The sequence below is a fragment of the Chitinophaga sp. CF418 genome (genome assembly GCF_900142925.1).
Classification (GTDB): domain Bacteria; phylum Bacteroidota; class Bacteroidia; order Chitinophagales; family Chitinophagaceae; genus Chitinophaga.
In genome coordinates, this window is the sequence record NZ_FRCN01000003.1 from 447,661 (window position 1) to 462,821 (window position 15,161).

A 15,161-nucleotide genomic window follows, 5' to 3' on the forward strand; every position below is an offset into this window, starting at 1 on the left:
AAATTTAGCTAAGTTTGCAGTCTGAACTAAGCGCCATTGATTTCACAGAATACCATACAACAGATACTCAGCCGGATTGATATTGTGGAGATAGTAGGCAATTTCGTGAAACTTAAGAAACGGGGTGCCAACTACTTAGGGTTATGTCCCTTCCACAACGAGAAATCCCCCTCCTTCACCGTTACGCCGAGCAAGGAAATATTCAAATGCTTCGGTTGTGGCCAGAGTGGTAATGCTATCAAGTTCCTGATGGAACATGAGAAGTATTCCTATGTGGAAGCCTTACGCTGGCTGGCGCAGAAATATGACGTACCTATTGAGGAAACCGAGGTAAGCCCGGAAGCCAGGCAGCAACAGCTGATGGCGGACAGCCTTTACATTATCAATAGCTTCGCCCGCGAATACTTTTCCAATACACTCTTTAATACCGAAGAAGGTCAGAATGTAGGCCTCAGTTATTTTGAAGAGCGTGGTTTTACCCAGGAAACCATCCGTAAATTCCAGTTAGGCTACAGCCTGAACACCTGGGATGCTTTCACCAAAACTGCCGTGTCCAAAGGCTATAACCTGGAATACCTGCAAAAAACGGGATTGGTCACCGTCAGAAATGAGCAGCCGGGGGATAACTACCGTGGCCGTGTAATCTTCCCTATTCACAACCAGAGTGGTAAAGTACTGGGATTTGGTGCGCGTATTCTTGTCAAGAACGACCGTGCTCCCAAATACATCAACTCACCGGAAAACGAGATCTATGTAAAGAACAGGGTACTGTATGGTACCTACTTCGCCCGGCATGCGATCGATAAACTGAATGAATGTCTGCTGGTAGAAGGGTATACCGACGTGATCTCCCTCCACCAGGCGGGCATCGAAAATGTGGTGGCTTCCAGTGGTACATCCCTGACGCAACACCAGCTGCGGCTGATCAAAAAATACACGAACAACCTGACCATCCTCTTCGACGGGGACAATGCCGGTATAAAGGCAGCCCTCAGAGGGCTGGATATGGCGATCGAGGAAGGATTGAACGTAAAGCTGGTTTTAATCCCCGATAAGGAAGACCCGGACAGTTATGTACAGAAGATAGGGGCAGATGCTTTCCGCGAGTTTATAGCCAGTAACAAACAGGATTTCGTGCTGTTTAAGCTGCAGATCTCCATGCAGGATGCAGGCAATGACAGCAACCGCAAATCACAGCTGGTGAATGAGATTGCGGAGACTATCTCCAAGATTGACAAAACGGAGGATTTCACCCGTCAGCAGGACTATATCCGCCAATGTAGCCAGGTACTGAAGATCGACGAACAGGGGCTCATTAACCTGGTAAATAAGTTCATCCGTGAGCGTTTCCAGAAGAAAGAGAACCAGCAGGCCAGGGATAATGCCGCTGCCGCCCCTTCCATGGACGATGACCTCTCTCCCGAGGCTATTGCCGCCATGGAGGCGATGGAAAACGGCGGAGAGCCGGCTGTTAATTTCTTCAATCCGGATGAAAAACAGGAAAGGGAACTGGTGAAAATACTCCTGCGGTTTGGCGACAAACCCTTCAGTGAGGAAGATAAAAGCTCTGTGGCTGACTATATCTTCCACCTCCCCTACGACTTTGAATCGCTGGCAGACAATGAACTGGTGAAAAGGATATTAAGGGAATACAAAGACATGTATGACCAGGATAACCTGCCTGATAAAAAGTGGTTCCTTTATCATAATGATCAGGATGTTGCCAGTATGGTGGTGGGTATTATGGAAGATAAAGAAGCAGAACTGAGCACTGCATGGAAGGAGAAATTTGAAATAGACACCGTATATGGCGACAATGCCTATCTGAAGGATACGATCTCCACGACCAACTATCTCATTTTGAGGAAGATCCGTAAAATGATCCTGGAAAACCAGCAGGAATTGGAACGGTCCGCCGTAATTGAAGAGCAGATCAAGTGCATGCAAATGAATATTCACCTGAAACAGCTGGAAGCAGAACTGACCAAGGGGCTTGGAACGGTTGTTTTCAAGTAGTTTTGTCAGAATGGCAGCAGAAACCTTATGTTCCTGTTAGGGACGAACAAGCGACCTTTTAGCGACGAAGAAGCGACGTTAGAATTTATACAAAAAAGCCTTCAAGATTATGCATAAAAAAGGGGCCGACTGTCAGACAGTCAGCCCCTTTTTCTTTATTCTTTCCTTATTGCAGGATCAGTGGCAATACTTTTTTCTCACCGTCACCTCTCAGTTCTATCAGGTAGTAACCTTTCGGCAGACCAGACAGTTCCAGCGGCTGCAGTTGCTGTGTAGTGGTACGGGTATACATCACACGACCGTTGAGATTGTAGACGATCACCGTTACTTTTTTCTGTAATGGTTTTCCAAATTGCAGTGATACCTGACCTGTTGAAGGATTTGGGAAGGCTTTTACCTTATTAGCGCCCAATGTTACTTCTTCATGAGCATCGATCGATGCAAATCGCGATGCTAAATCTCCATCCAGACTTATGCTGGCCACCTGTGACGTGTCGCTTGTGCGGGTAAACTGAACGGTATCAGAAACGCCACTGCAACCTGCCCTGTCACGAACATATACTTTATAAGTGCCTGGCTGTGGATTAATTAAGATGGGGTAGTCACCTTCCTGTATTTCCCAGATATCACGGTACCATTTGTAAAAATACTCAACAGACGATGCTGGTTGCTGCGGAAAAGCCATCAGGGTATCATTGTTCAGGATAGCAGAACGATGAATTTCAATCGTCGGATTCAGGGCTTGTTGTGGCAAGACCTTTATGGTATCTCTGTCAATTACTGTTCCTAACGGATTTTTTAAAGCCGCCGTGTAAGATGGAAGTATATTATTCAATGCAACGGACACATAAATCGAATCTCCCACGGCACCGTTATACCATACCACTGTAAATTTCGGCGATGTTCTGTTATATACATGCGCCACAAGCACCACTGTATCTGAACATGGCCTGAGATATCTGTACGTCAGATCCATATAGGTGGCCGCTGCACCGCTGGGATTGTCGTGAGAAATATCAACCGGATTTTTAGCTACAGCCATTCGGCCCAGAGCGAGTAATACAAACAATAATAGCATTCTTTTCATAAGTAATAAGGGTTAAATTTACGATACTCAAATATACTCAAAAACACTCATATAATAAGAAATCCCACCGGTAAACCGATGGGATTTCTTATTATAATGTATAATATTTTATTTCTCTCTTTCCCAGACCTGGAAGGTCAACGCATACGCATGTTTTTCGTCTTTCTCATGACGGTCATTTTTCACCAGTTTCCATCCTCTCGGATCAAATTCCGGGAAATGAGTGTCACCGCTAACTTCAGCGTGCACACGTGTAAGGTATAACCTGTCTATTATCGGTAAGGCCATTTTGAAAATCTCACCTCCACCGGTAATGAAGATCTCCTCTGTTCCGAATGTTTTAGCTTTTTCAATGCCGGCTTCGAGGGAAGGCACTACGTAGAGCCCCTCAGCCTTATAGTCCGGCTGCCGGGTGATCATGATATTGGGTCTTCCCGGCAGGACGCGTCCCAGTTCTTCGAAAGACTTACGGCCCATGACGATTGGCTTACCCATTGTCATGTCCTTAAAATATTTCATATCAACCGGTAAATGCCAGGGCAGATGATTATTAATACCGATCACATTATTTTCAGACGCAGCTACTATTATAGAAAGTGTCAAGCAGTAAACATTTAAAATTCAGAAAAAGTACCGTCCCCTTATACAGCTACCGGAGCCTTGATATGAGGGTGATGCTGATAATTCAGCAGCTCAAAATCTTCAAATTTGAAGCCGAAAATATCTTTCACCGCCGGATTGATCTTCAGGGTAGGCAGTTCATACGGCTGACGGCTGAGTTGCAGCTTTGCCTGTTCCATATGATTGCTGTAGAGATGTACGTCTCCGAATGTATGGATAAACTCTCCTGGCTCCAGGTCGCATACCTGCGCCATCATCATAGTAAGGATAGCATATGAGGCAATGTTAAAAGGTACTCCCAGGAACACATCTGCACTACGCTGATAAAGCTGGCAGCTCAGGCGACCATTGGCCACATAAAACTGGAACAGGCAATGACAGGGACTCAATGCCATGTCAGGCAGGTCGCCCACATTCCAGGCGTTCACTATGATTCTCCGGGAATCCGGATTATTCTTAATGGTCTTTACGGCTTCACTGATCTGGTCAATAACACGGCCATCCTTGGTTTCCCAGCTACGCCATTGTTTACCATAAACAGGGCCCAGGTCTCCGTTTTCATCCGCCCACTCGTTCCAGATGCTTACGCCATGGTCTTTCAGGTACTTAATATTAGTATCCCCGTTCAGAAACCATAACAGCTCATAAATAATGGATTTCAGGTGCAGTTTCTTGGTGGTGACAAGCGGAAATCCTTTCTGCAGATCAAACCTTAGCTGTGCACCAAAGCAGCTTGTGGTACCGGTACCAGTCCGGTCAGTTTTCACAGCTCCCTGATCTATAATATGTTGGAGTAGTTGAAGGTATTGTTCCATGGGGGCAAAGTAACGAAATTTAAAAGAATAGTGTAACTCCCCTTTATTTGACCAACACCCATAACAGCACCTCAAAGTTATTGAGGGTGATGTCAATTGATGACGGCAATAATAAGCCCCGTTTACAATACAAAAGGCGTTTCGAACAGGTGGTTTACTGTTACGAAACGCCTTTGTACTATGTCTTAGAAAAAAACTATATGCCTCTCCGCTTCCTTTCCCGGCGGATCAGCCCTAATTCCCTTCCCACTTGCCCGGAAATGGAAGTATTCTCCTGGGCTCTGCGCAGCAGGTATGGCATTACATCTTTCACCGGGCCGTAAGGCAGGTATTTGGAAACATGATAACCGGCATGCGCCAGGTTAAAAGTGATATTGTCGCTCATACCCAATAACTGGGAGAAGCTTACATGTGAATGGTTATGCGGCAATTCCTGCTGGTGTAAAAGACTGGCCGCCAGCATGCTGCTCTGTTCATTATGTGTACCAACAAATACAGCCAGTTTATCCACGCGCTCCATACAGAATTTTACGGCAGCGTCATAATCCCTGTCAGTCGCTTCCTTGTTCGGCTGGATTGGAGAAGGGTATCCCATCTCTTCCGCACGCTTACGCTCTTTCTCCATGTAGGCGCCCCTTACCAGCTTAGCTCCCAACAGATATCCCTGCTGCTGCGCCTTTTCGAAGGATTTCTTCAGGTAATCCAGCCTGTCATGGCGGTACATCTGGAAAGTATTATAGACAATTACCTGCTGCTTGTTAAACTGTGCCATCAGCTCGTCTGCCAGGTCATCTACCGGTTGCTGGATCCAGGATTCTTCTGCATCTATCAGCAATCCTATTTTATGTTTGGCTGCTGCTGTTGCAATGGACAGGATACGGTTCCTTACACGGCCATATTCAGCCCCTTCTTCCTGCGTCAATGTCTCCCCGCCGTGGATCTTTTCCAGCAGGCTGAAACGGGCAAAGCCGGTTACTTTAATAGCAATGAACGGAATATTGTGATTACCTGCCGCGTATTCTATGGCACGGATGAACTCAGGTACAGCATGATCATAGTTTTCCTCCCCTTCCATGGCTTCCACACCATAGTCCAGCACCACTCCTACATGAAATTTTCCCAGCTGAGTAGCAGCCTGTGCTGCTTCCTGCAGATTTTCCCCTCCGCAAAACTGGCTGAAGATGGTGTTACGGATCAATCCCTTAACAGGCAATCCCAGTTTCAGCGCCAGCGGCGTTACGGTAGCTCCTAACTTCACTAACCAGGGCTTGCCAATGCTGCTAAACAGGAAGTCAGCTTTTTTTAATGCCTTGTCTGTCTTTGATTCAAAAGCTATGGCGGTATTCTCGAATGATATTGATAGCTGCTTTTCCATGGGCCGCAAAGTTAGTATGCTGACAGATTTTCAACAAAATGATCTGACAACTATAACAATCCGTTGGCAACCGTTTTGAAAAACTCAAACGAAAGTCTTCTTTTATTAAACAGAACATCTATAAGTTTCTTTTTATTTAAACCCAATAAAGCTTCCGACCTATATTTTTTTCTTTAATTTTATATCTTCATCAAAATCAACTTTCCCAGTGCCTACTCAGCAAGCAAATACCAGGTCACGTCGCAAATCGCTGTATGTTATCATAGTCGTACTATGTGTTATTGCCTTACTCTCAGTATTTATATTGCGGAGTCCGAAAGAGGCCCTGTCTTCCTTTCATGAAAAAGGACAGACCTACACCACTTATGAAGGTGTATTGGGAGAACGTAAAAAAATTTCCTTACCGGACGGAACACCTGTTATATTGAACAGCAATACAAAATTGCTTGTACCTGCTGATTTTGCTAAAACCCATACCCTGTTGCTGGATGGGGAAGCTTACTTTGACTCCACTGCTTTTCCGCTCACAGTAAAAACGAACATCCTGACCATGACGGCCACAAAACCCGCAGCCTTTAAAATGCGGTGTTTTGAATCACAACAGGGCGCAACGGCCTACGTTTTAAGTGGAGAAGTGAAAGTGAGTAAGTCTTATCATTCCAAAACAGACGACCAGCCGGAAATGTTAGGTCCAGGGAATATGGTACTGGCCAATAAAGAAATTGACCTGATGGAAAAAGAAACATATCACCCGGCAGAAATGGAGACCTGGCTGCAGGATAAACTTATTTTCCATGATGAACCGTTTATGAATGCAGTTCGTAAACTGGAGGAATGGTACAGTACAGAGATCTATGTAGAAGGAGATGTATCCGCGGCAGGAGGCATCAATGGTGAATTCAGGCAGGCATCTTTGACAAAGGTATTGGAAGAGATCCGGCGCACCGCCAGGTTTAATTACAAGGTCAGGAAAGATAAAGTGACGATTAATTTTTGAACAAGGGATAAATAAAAAAAGAACCCGGAACGCTATTGCTCCGGGTTCCTGATCTTTTGTTTGCTGCTTAATTTTTTCAGCTCAGTTCTGCACCTACTTTCTTCAGCAGTTCCAGTGTTTTACGTACACCTTCTTCTTCGGAAAGTTTAGCGCCTTCATATTCGATACCGATATGACCTGTATAACCGGCGTCCTTCACTATTTTGAGCATTTTGCGATAGTCTGTTTCCACGCAATTGCCTTCCGCATCAAAGTCATGCGTTTTGGCACTTACACCCTTTGCAAAAGGCATTAATTCTGTAACCCCTTCATAGCGGTCATACTCCTCCAGGCATTTCGTAGCCGCCCATGCCTGTGACGTATTGTCTACAGGTTTGGTACGGTTCAGGCAAAAGTTGCCAAAGTCAGGCAAGGTACCACAGTTAGGCATGTTCACCTGTTTCATCACACCTGCCAGCCATTTACCATTGGAAGAAGTTCCCCCGTGATTTTCTACAATTACATTGATATTATGTGTTTTGCCGAATGTTGCCAATTTAGTCAGCGATTCTGCTACTGCTTTTGCTACGTCATCTGGCTTGCCCTCTCCTGCTGCATTTACGCGGATGGCATGACAACCCAGGTATTCTGCAGCTTCCACCCACTTATAGTGATTCTCCACCGCTTTGGTCCTCTTTTTTACATCCAGGTCACCCATTTCCCCTTCGCCATCGATCATAATCAGCACACTGCGCACGCCATTATCACTGCAACGTTTCTTCAGATCTGCCAGATAGGCTTTGTCCGTTGCTTTATCCTTGAAGAACTGATTTACATATTCAACAGCCTCAATCCCGAAGTCGTTCTTAGCTTTCGCAGGAAAGTCAAGATGTGACAGTTTTCCTCCGAATATCGCCTCATGGAAAGACCATTCTGCCAGGGATATCTTAAAGAACAGATCTTTCGCTGTTTTGTCAGCTGTTGTTTGTTCTGCGTTGGTACTGTCTTTGCTTTCCTTTGTGGAAGAGCCGGTATTACAGGCTGCCAGAACAGAGGGTAACAAACCCGCTCCCATGGTATACAATGCCATTTGCCTGAGGAACTCCCTACGTTGTTTAGGATTATTCATATACGTGGTTTTATATAACAAAATACACTTTTATGGTTCAAAGTGGATACCACAGGAAAAAAACTGTAAAAAATTACCTTAAAAGAATAGTTTTTTCGCATTTTGTCATTATCTTGATAGCCACTTAACAGTAATTCCCCGTTTGTCTTTATTTATATATTCCACCTCGTTGATGTACAACATCACTGTTGTTACATTATAAATGATAAACTAAAGCCGTCCCGTTTCCAGCTGGACGGCTTTTTCTTTTGGCTCTTCTTTGGGCGGATGCCGATGCCACCACGAGGCCAGCAGCGATCCGGTTACGTTCATCAGCGGACCAAATACCGCCGGCGCCAGACCTATGGTAGCGATCTTCCCCATGTTCTTCGCAATAGCAGTTGCCAGTCCGCCGTTCTGCATACCCACTTCAATCGCTATCGTACGGCAGTCCTGCTCATTCATCCTGATAAGACGGCACAACCAATAGCCCAGTGTATAACCGGACAGGTTATGGATGAGCGATGATAATATCAGCAGTACACCCACGTCCAGCAGGCTTTCGCGCCCTTTAGCAGTAATGATGACGATAATAAAAGCAATGCCCGACATAGATACCTTAGGCATGATATTATCCAGCCATTTCAGCTTTCCGCTCAGGAAATGATTGAACAACAGACCTCCCGCTACAGGCAGGATCACGATCTTAACGATGTCCCACATCATAGCGGTAACACTGATATCCACATAACTGCCTGCCAGCCACCGCATCAGGAAAGGCGTCACAAAGGGCGCCATCATAGTAGAGACAGCCGTCAATGTCACCGACAGCGCCAGGTTGGCTTTTGCCAGGTAAGAAATTACGTTGGATGCCATGCCACAGGGCACCGTTCCGATCAATACCACCCCTGCCGCTATTTCAGGCGGGAAGTTGAACAGATGGGCAAGTGCCCAGCCTACAAAAGGCATAATCGTGAAATGACATATTACACCGGTAAAAACACCCATCGGCATTTTGATCACACCATAGAAGTCACGTAAGCTCATGGCAGTACCCATCCCAAACATAATGATCTGGATAAGCGGTGTAATGAGCTTCGAAAGGTCAAAGCCTCCTATAGTCAGAAAGTATTGGGGATAATACATTGCTGTCGTAACAGCCGCAAAGATCATCAGTGTATAAACAAAACCTTTCGTTTGCGGATATCTTGAAAAAAGAATGGCCAGTATGACCCAGAAAGCAATAATGAAAGGCCCGGCGGCGGGGAGTAATGCTGTCATAAAGTGGAAATAGTTTAAAGATTTAAAATGATTACCAGGTTCTTTTCTCCAGCATCTTATCCAGTTCCTGGCGGGTCATAGGCTTTTTGCCCGGTTGTTTGTGCTGCCATTCCAGGAATGCCTCCCTGATAGCGTCTGTCCAGTTATTATCGATCTCGCCGGGCGTATACTTCCCGGCTTTCACCATTTCAAATCCGAACTGGTCTTTCACTTGTATGAATGCTGCAATACCAATCACTTTTTCTGCCAGATGCGCGGGCACAAATACCACTCCTTCACTGGAAGTCAGTACCAGGTCGCCCGGCAGCACCACTGCACGGCCAATACGTATAGGCACATTCAATCCTGACAACATCACATTCTTCAGAAAAGATGGATCCCAATCCCGCACCAGCGCGTTAAACCCCTCGATCTCTTTCAGGCCTTCCAGGTCACGTGCGGCTGCATTAAATACCACCCCATTGCCGGAACGGGCATAAATAGCATTCCCCAGTGTGGAGCCTATCAATGTGCCATCTGCTATTTTACCAAAACCATCCGCCACATACACATCCCCTTTCGATAACTGCTGAATAGGCCAGGAATTACTGTTCCCTTTAAAACCCTTCTGCTGCCCCCTCTCCTTCATATGCACTTCCACATCAGGACGGGAAGGTATGAACATTGCGGTAACAGCACGACCAACAATAGGCTTGTTATCATAGATCATTTTCCAGCCGCCGTCAAACTGGCAATGGTACCCCTCTCCTTCAAGAATGGTCCACACATCATCCAGGCTTACAGTACGCGCCTGCTCAATAACTGCATCAGGGATCTTTGGTCTTCCGTCAGGGAAACGCTCCCCCTTCCACTCTGCAGTAAGAAAGATCAGTTCCTCCCTGGGAATGGTCTGTGCACGCAACCAGCATGAGAGCAACAGTAAAGGGAGGAAATAAAAGAATTTCATGTATCAGTTTTTGAATGAAGAATATACTAAAATATCTAACACTACAGACTATTTGGGCACTGAAATCCCGTTAAGGTCATACACCACCTTGCCGGCACGCAGCGTCGCTTCACATACCAGCCTGCTGTCACCTTCCATACGCGTATGCGCATCTGTAAAGCCGAACTTCCCTTTCTCCACACGCAGGATGGCAATATCTGCCACACTCTTCTCTGACAGACTGCCCAGTTCCTCATGATGTATTGCTTTTGCTGCTTCTGAAGTGGCAGCCTTCACCAGCTCTGCCAGAGACATTCCCATGTTCAGGAATTTAGACATTACATTCAGCATGTCCTTCATATCTCCGTTCATACTACCGGTATGAATATCTGTACTGATCGTGTTCGGATAAAACCCTGCCTTTAATGCAGGAATAGCCTGTGAATAACTAAAGCTGGTGCCTCCATGTCCTACGTCGAACAGAATACCTTTCTTACGGGCATCCAGCACAAACGGACGCAGTTTGCCATTATCATCAACAATAGACATACGGCCTTTTACTTTCGCATAGGCATGTGTAAAAATATCTCCGGGGCGCAGGTGCTGCATGAACAGTTCTTCCAGCGATAATGGCGGATTATTACCACCAAAATCGATCATGACAGGCGTCTCTGTGATACGTCCGGCTTCAACAGCACGGTCCACAGGCGTCCATTCCGGGCCTTCATAATGCGCCACCTTTATACCTACTATCCATTGTCTGTAACGGCGGATAGTAAGCGCAGTCATCTTGGCATCCATGTCTGTGAGGTCCTGTTCATAAGGCCCTCCGCGCATACCACCGCCTACGATATTGATAAAAGCAAGCACTCTTGTTTTTGAGTGCCGGATGGTCTGATCAAGAAAGACTTCAAAATTCTTCCAGCCCGAGCTGCCGGCATCCACCACAGTGGTCACGCCACAGCGGAAGGTAAAACCGTCTGGTGCTACTGCATCATAACTATTGTTGAGATAACGGTTGGGAGTAGTACCAATGAAGTTGTGCGTATGAATGTCAATCAGCCCCGGGGTTACATACAAGCCGCTTGCATCAATTGTTTTCTGCGCTGTAGCCGGGTCTATATGAGCCGCTACTTTTGCAATAGTATCGTTTGTCAATGCAATATCCATGACTGCATTGATATTATTTTTCGGATCTATAACGTGCCCGCCCCTGATCAGCAGGCTATATTGCTGGGCATAGGCGCCAGTGAAAATAATATTCACCGATACCAGCAGTACCAGGTATTGAATAATGCTCCTCATGACCTTACTTTTAATACTGAGACCTGTGCATGAATGAAAGAACCGGATAGAAAGCCCCCTGCAACAGTATGTGAAGAGCTGCGCGACAGTATCAACGCACAGTCCCTTTTTACTGGCAGGAGCTCCCTGTTACCGGCTTATGTAAATCCGAAATCGTTTTAAAGAAAAAACAGGGCAGAGTTGGTAATTTCCGTGCACTTTACCAACCCTGTAATTCCCTGCAGGTGATTAAACACACCACTGTTTATCAACTATCAACCATGCGTTTCTGACAATGCCTTTTCTGTCAGTACTTTTTTTAATTGTGCTGCGACTATTTTTTCCTGTCCGGGCACCAGCATCCAGGTAGTAACATTAAAGGTATGCTGATTGGCGCCATCGGCTACTTCTATAGAAGGATTGCCGCTACGGAGCTTTTCCCTGATCTCTGCTGCTGTAGCAGGGATCTTCCTGGGATCCCAGGAGATATGCAGCGTAGGAATATGATTTGCTACCGGTGGTACTACGACTTCGGTTTCCACACCGGATACTGTTTTTACGGCGTCGCTGATCAGCTTAATCTGCGCCTCCCACATCTTCCATTCTTTCGCATGATCAATGGCCAGGTATGTTTCCAGCGCCACAAGCATACCTAATATCTCTTCCTTATTTACCTTCAATCCTCTTCCAATCGTATTACCACGGGGAGCCGTGCTTAATCTTGCGGCCTCAATATATTTCTTTCTACCCAGCAGCAGCCCCGCACTCTGAGGACCACGGATGCCTTTACCACCCGAGAAGCAGACAAGGTCATACCCCATCTCGGTATACCTGAACAGATTCTCTACCGGAGGCACATCGGCAGCACAGTCTATCATGGTAGGAATACCATGCGCCTGTGCTATTTTCAGGAACTCTTCTACCTGTACCTTACCATCGAAATTGTTGGCATTGAGAAAATACATGAGAGCAGTTTTGTCACTGATAGCCTTTTCCAGTGCCTCACGACCGCCCTCCACATATACGATCTTCAGTCCCGTATTTTTCAAAGCATGCACATATGGGATATCATGCTCTTTCTGCAGGATCACTTCTGTTTTCATACCGGTGCCTTCCAGGAACGGCAGCTGCACCACCTTCTTTTCGTCCATGCCGGTCAGTACGCCTGCGGCGCCCAATGTCATGGCAGCAGCAGCTCCTGATGTAACTGTAGCATACTCGCAACGCAACAGTTTGGCGATACGCTGACCTACCTTATCCTGCAGCTCATCCAGCAATACAAACTCTTTCGAGGCATAGTTGATGGCGCTCATCACTTCTTCCCGCATCAGGGAGCCCGTCATAAAAGTATATGTGCCGGCTGCATTGATAAAAGTACGGATACCCAGCTCCTTGAAATAGTCCTTTCCTGCTGCTGCGGCATCTGCCGTGTCGCCGGTTAAGGGCAATAGTTTAGCACCGCCTGCAAATGCTCCGAATACCGGGATTGCAGACATATTTTTCAATAAGTCTCTGCGTTTCATCCGTTAATTTTTTATTTTTTATGGGTCGGATGGAACCTCGCATTAACATGCCCTCGTGTGATAAGGTCCATCATGCTCGGTTTCATAATGTAAAAAGAAAGGGTAAAGAAAAGTGTTTCCTTAGAGGGTAGCGATGCAATCCATCTCTACGAGAGAATCGCCGGGTACGCCTCCATATACTGCTACCGTGGTCCGGACAGGCGGATTGTTACCGAACCGTCCTCTGAATACCTCATTCATCGCCTTATAATCATTCAGATCATGCAGGAACACACTTACTTTCAGCACCTTTTCCATTGATGACCCTGCCTTGGTCAGCACTTTCTCCATTTCCTTTAATACATGATCCGTATGTGCTTTGATATCTCCTTCAAAGTGGGCCCCTATTCCGGCGATATAGACCGTATTGCCATGGACCTTAAAACTTGAGAACAATGGCACTTCCTGGTCGTAGATCACTTCTCCCTGCGGAGAGCTTTCCGGTAAGGCCGGAGCCGCAGCTTTGGCAATTGCGTTGATACCTGTGATTCCAGCCAATGTAGCTGCCATCTTCTTTAATACGGATCTTCTCTGGTTTTGCATGATTTCAGTTAGTTTGAGATACGGGTATGTTATTGTTTATCCCACCATACGCGGGTTGTCATCAGGTTTGGTCCCTGACGGGTAATTGCTTCTGCCAGGCTGCCGCTGTTCACGCTTTCTTCAGAAGGCGGGTATAACAGACGGCGGGGAATAGTGCCACCAGTTGTATTTCCGGGAATATTTACCGGTGTTAATGCAGGATATCCGGTACGGCGCCAGTTAGCATGTATCTCCTGTTCATCGAGGAATAAAGATATCCATTTCTCCTGTCCGATCATCGCTTTCATGGCCTCTGCACCACCTGTGAGCGGGTGCGCGGCCTGGTAAGCAGCGATCTTTTCCGGAGCAATCACACCACCACTGCCAAACAATGCCCAGTTGCGCATAGAAGCCCCGATAGCGTCAGAAAATGCACCGGCAGCGCTTCCTTCCCACCAGCCATTCACACCTGCTTCTGCCAGCAACAGATTCACTTCGGCAGCACTCATCAGGATGAAAGGAGCATTGTATTGAAGAATAGTAGCCGGATTAGGCTCTGAATAGCTGGTAAAATCAGCCGGCTTATTCAACAGACCATTTTGCATACCTTTCTGGAGTGCGGTGCTGGTATCAGCTTTACCATTGTTCCATACTATAGCAATAACATTCAAACGCGGGTCATTGTTTGCCTTTAATGCGTCAATAAATGTATTGGCCAGCTTTCCACCCTCTGTATTGTTATTACCATTTGCCACTGCATAGTCGTTAGACAACATGGCTGCTGCTGCAGGATTACGGTTGATAGCCTGTGATCCATCCACATACTTCATCGTAGCAATATCCCCGTCAGCAGTGATCACACCTCCGGCAATTGCTTTCTTTACCCAGGTCTCAGCCACATCAGGCGCCTTTCTTGACAAACGCATCCCCAAACGCAGCATCAGGGAATATGCAAACTTCTTCCACTTGTTCACATCACCGGAATAAATGAAGTCACCAGGACCGAAAGTAGCTACTGCGGGGTCCAGCTTAGCGGCTGCTTCATCCAGCTCTTTCAGCATGTCTGTATAGATATCCTCCTGTGAGTCATATTTAGGTGTGAAGTTATTTTCTGTATATCCTTTCGCTGAAGCTGAATAAGGTATATCGCCATACATGTCTGTCAGGCGGTGCATGATGTACACTCTGAAGATACGGGCAATAGCCAGCTTGTTAGCATCAGCAGTATTATCTGCACTCAGTGCATTGAGGGTAGTGGCTATTTCATTAACAGCGGTTGTATACCCTGTTGTAAAATAATCGTATGGATAGGTACCCTGCTGGAAATAATATTTATCACCGATACCAGGTACATCTTTGTAAGTAGCGAAATGTTGCATGGAACCGCCACAGGCCAGTACATCAGTAGCGAAATAGCTGTTTCCAAAAGCATCCAGCAAGGCCTTACTGAACATATATTCAGGCTGTACTGTAGGTGATGCATCAGGATTGACATTCATTTCTTCGAATCCTTTATCACAGGACTGGAAAGCCAGTGTTGCCGCGATGGCTGTATATATTAAGCAATTAAAGCGCATTTTCATCCGTAG

13 protein-coding genes are annotated in these 15,161 nt (G+C 46.2%); 2 read left to right on the top strand and 11 right to left on the bottom strand.

The window, feature by feature from the left end; genetic code table 11:
• The first annotated feature begins 36 nt into the window (after nt 1-36).
• On the top strand, nt 37-2,016 hold the full coding sequence (gene dnaG / locus F3I09_RS09485) for a DNA primase (protein ID WP_149694790.1): 1,980 nt from the start codon (nt 37-39) through the stop codon (nt 2,014-2,016).
• Nucleotides 2,017-2,182: 166 nt separating this feature from the next.
• Here the strand turns inward: dnaG and F3I09_RS09490 are convergent, their stop codons facing one another.
• From F3I09_RS09490 to F3I09_RS09505, 4 genes are all read right to left on the bottom strand, one after another.
• A complete protein-coding gene (locus F3I09_RS09490; RefSeq protein ID WP_149694791.1) occupies nt 2,183-3,103 on the bottom strand; it encodes a T9SS type A sorting domain-containing protein in 921 nt (306 codons plus the stop codon).
• A gap of 108 nt (nt 3,104-3,211) precedes the next feature.
• Nucleotides 3,212-3,706, bottom strand: a complete 495-nt coding sequence (locus F3I09_RS09495) for a dihydrofolate reductase (RefSeq protein ID WP_149694792.1) — start codon at nt 3,704-3,706, stop codon at nt 3,212-3,214.
• A 38-nt stretch (nt 3,707-3,744) separates the two neighbouring features.
• Nucleotides 3,745-4,539 (bottom strand): thymidylate synthase, encoded by a 795-nt coding sequence (locus tag F3I09_RS09500; RefSeq protein WP_149694793.1) that lies wholly within the window; start codon nt 4,537-4,539, stop codon nt 3,745-3,747.
• A 196-nt stretch (nt 4,540-4,735) separates the two neighbouring features.
• A complete protein-coding gene (locus tag F3I09_RS09505) occupies nt 4,736-5,914 on the bottom strand; it encodes a proline dehydrogenase family protein (protein WP_149694794.1) in 1,179 nt (392 codons plus the stop codon).
• A gap of 208 nt (nt 5,915-6,122) precedes the next feature.
• Here F3I09_RS09505 and F3I09_RS09510 point away from each other — a divergent pair, with 208 nt between their 5' ends.
• Nucleotides 6,123-6,911, top strand: a complete 789-nt coding sequence (locus F3I09_RS09510; RefSeq protein WP_149694795.1) for a FecR family protein — start codon at nt 6,123-6,125, stop codon at nt 6,909-6,911.
• Nucleotides 6,912-6,987: 76 nt separating this feature from the next.
• On the opposite strand, the gene F3I09_RS09515 is transcribed toward F3I09_RS09510, so the two are convergent.
• From F3I09_RS09515 to F3I09_RS09545, 7 genes are all read right to left on the bottom strand, one after another.
• Nucleotides 6,988-8,019, bottom strand: coding sequence for a sugar phosphate isomerase/epimerase (locus F3I09_RS09515; RefSeq protein ID WP_149694796.1), 1,032 nt, complete (start codon nt 8,017-8,019; stop codon nt 6,988-6,990).
• Between the two features lie 210 nt (nt 8,020-8,229).
• Nucleotides 8,230-9,279: a bile acid:sodium symporter family protein gene (locus tag F3I09_RS09520; protein ID WP_149694797.1), complete on the bottom strand. Its 1,050-nt coding sequence runs from the start codon at nt 9,277-9,279 to the stop codon at nt 8,230-8,232.
• Nucleotides 9,280-9,310: 31 nt separating this feature from the next.
• Nucleotides 9,311-10,225 (bottom strand): RraA family protein, encoded by a 915-nt coding sequence (locus tag F3I09_RS09525; RefSeq protein WP_149694798.1) that lies wholly within the window; start codon nt 10,223-10,225, stop codon nt 9,311-9,313.
• A gap of 48 nt (nt 10,226-10,273) precedes the next feature.
• The gene (locus F3I09_RS09530) at nt 10,274-11,509 is read right to left on the bottom strand and encodes an amidohydrolase/deacetylase family metallohydrolase (RefSeq protein ID WP_149694799.1); all 1,236 of its coding nucleotides are present in this window, start codon (nt 11,507-11,509) and stop codon (nt 10,274-10,276) included.
• Between the two features lie 254 nt (nt 11,510-11,763).
• Nucleotides 11,764-13,011: an aminotransferase class V-fold PLP-dependent enzyme gene (locus tag F3I09_RS09535; protein ID WP_149694800.1), complete on the bottom strand. Its 1,248-nt coding sequence runs from the start codon at nt 13,009-13,011 to the stop codon at nt 11,764-11,766.
• Nucleotides 13,012-13,131: 120 nt separating this feature from the next.
• Nucleotides 13,132-13,593: a RidA family protein gene (locus F3I09_RS09540; RefSeq protein ID WP_149694801.1), complete on the bottom strand. Its 462-nt coding sequence runs from the start codon at nt 13,591-13,593 to the stop codon at nt 13,132-13,134.
• A 29-nt stretch (nt 13,594-13,622) separates the two neighbouring features.
• Nucleotides 13,623-15,155, bottom strand: coding sequence for a SusD/RagB family nutrient-binding outer membrane lipoprotein (locus F3I09_RS09545; RefSeq protein WP_149694802.1), 1,533 nt, complete (start codon nt 15,153-15,155; stop codon nt 13,623-13,625).
• Nucleotides 15,156-15,161: the final 6 nt, after the last annotated feature.

Bases quoted from the DNA above. Each gene is read 5' to 3' on its own strand.
- F3I09_RS09540 (WP_149694801.1), bottom strand. From the start codon at position 13,593: ATGCAAAACCAGAGAAGATCCGTATTAAAGAAGATGGCAGCTACATTG.
- F3I09_RS09515 (WP_149694796.1), bottom strand. From the start codon at position 8,019: ATGAATAATCCTAAACAACGTAGGGAGTTCCTCAGGCAAATGGCATTG.
- F3I09_RS09545 (WP_149694802.1), bottom strand. From the start codon at position 15,155: ATGAAAATGCGCTTTAATTGCTTAATATATACAGCCATCGCGGCAACA.
- F3I09_RS09500 (WP_149694793.1), bottom strand. From the start codon at position 4,539: ATGGAACAATACCTTCAACTACTCCAACATATTATAGATCAGGGAGCT.
- F3I09_RS09490 (WP_149694791.1), bottom strand. From the start codon at position 3,103: ATGAAAAGAATGCTATTATTGTTTGTATTACTCGCTCTGGGCCGAATG.
- F3I09_RS09530 (WP_149694799.1), bottom strand. From the start codon at position 11,509: ATGAGGAGCATTATTCAATACCTGGTACTGCTGGTATCGGTGAATATT.
- F3I09_RS09505 (WP_149694794.1), bottom strand. From the start codon at position 5,914: ATGGAAAAGCAGCTATCAATATCATTCGAGAATACCGCCATAGCTTTT.
- F3I09_RS09520 (WP_149694797.1), bottom strand. From the start codon at position 9,279: ATGACAGCATTACTCCCCGCCGCCGGGCCTTTCATTATTGCTTTCTGG.
- F3I09_RS09535 (WP_149694800.1), bottom strand. From the start codon at position 13,011: ATGAAACGCAGAGACTTATTGAAAAATATGTCTGCAATCCCGGTATTC.
- F3I09_RS09525 (WP_149694798.1), bottom strand. From the start codon at position 10,225: ATGAAATTCTTTTATTTCCTCCCTTTACTGTTGCTCTCATGCTGGTTG.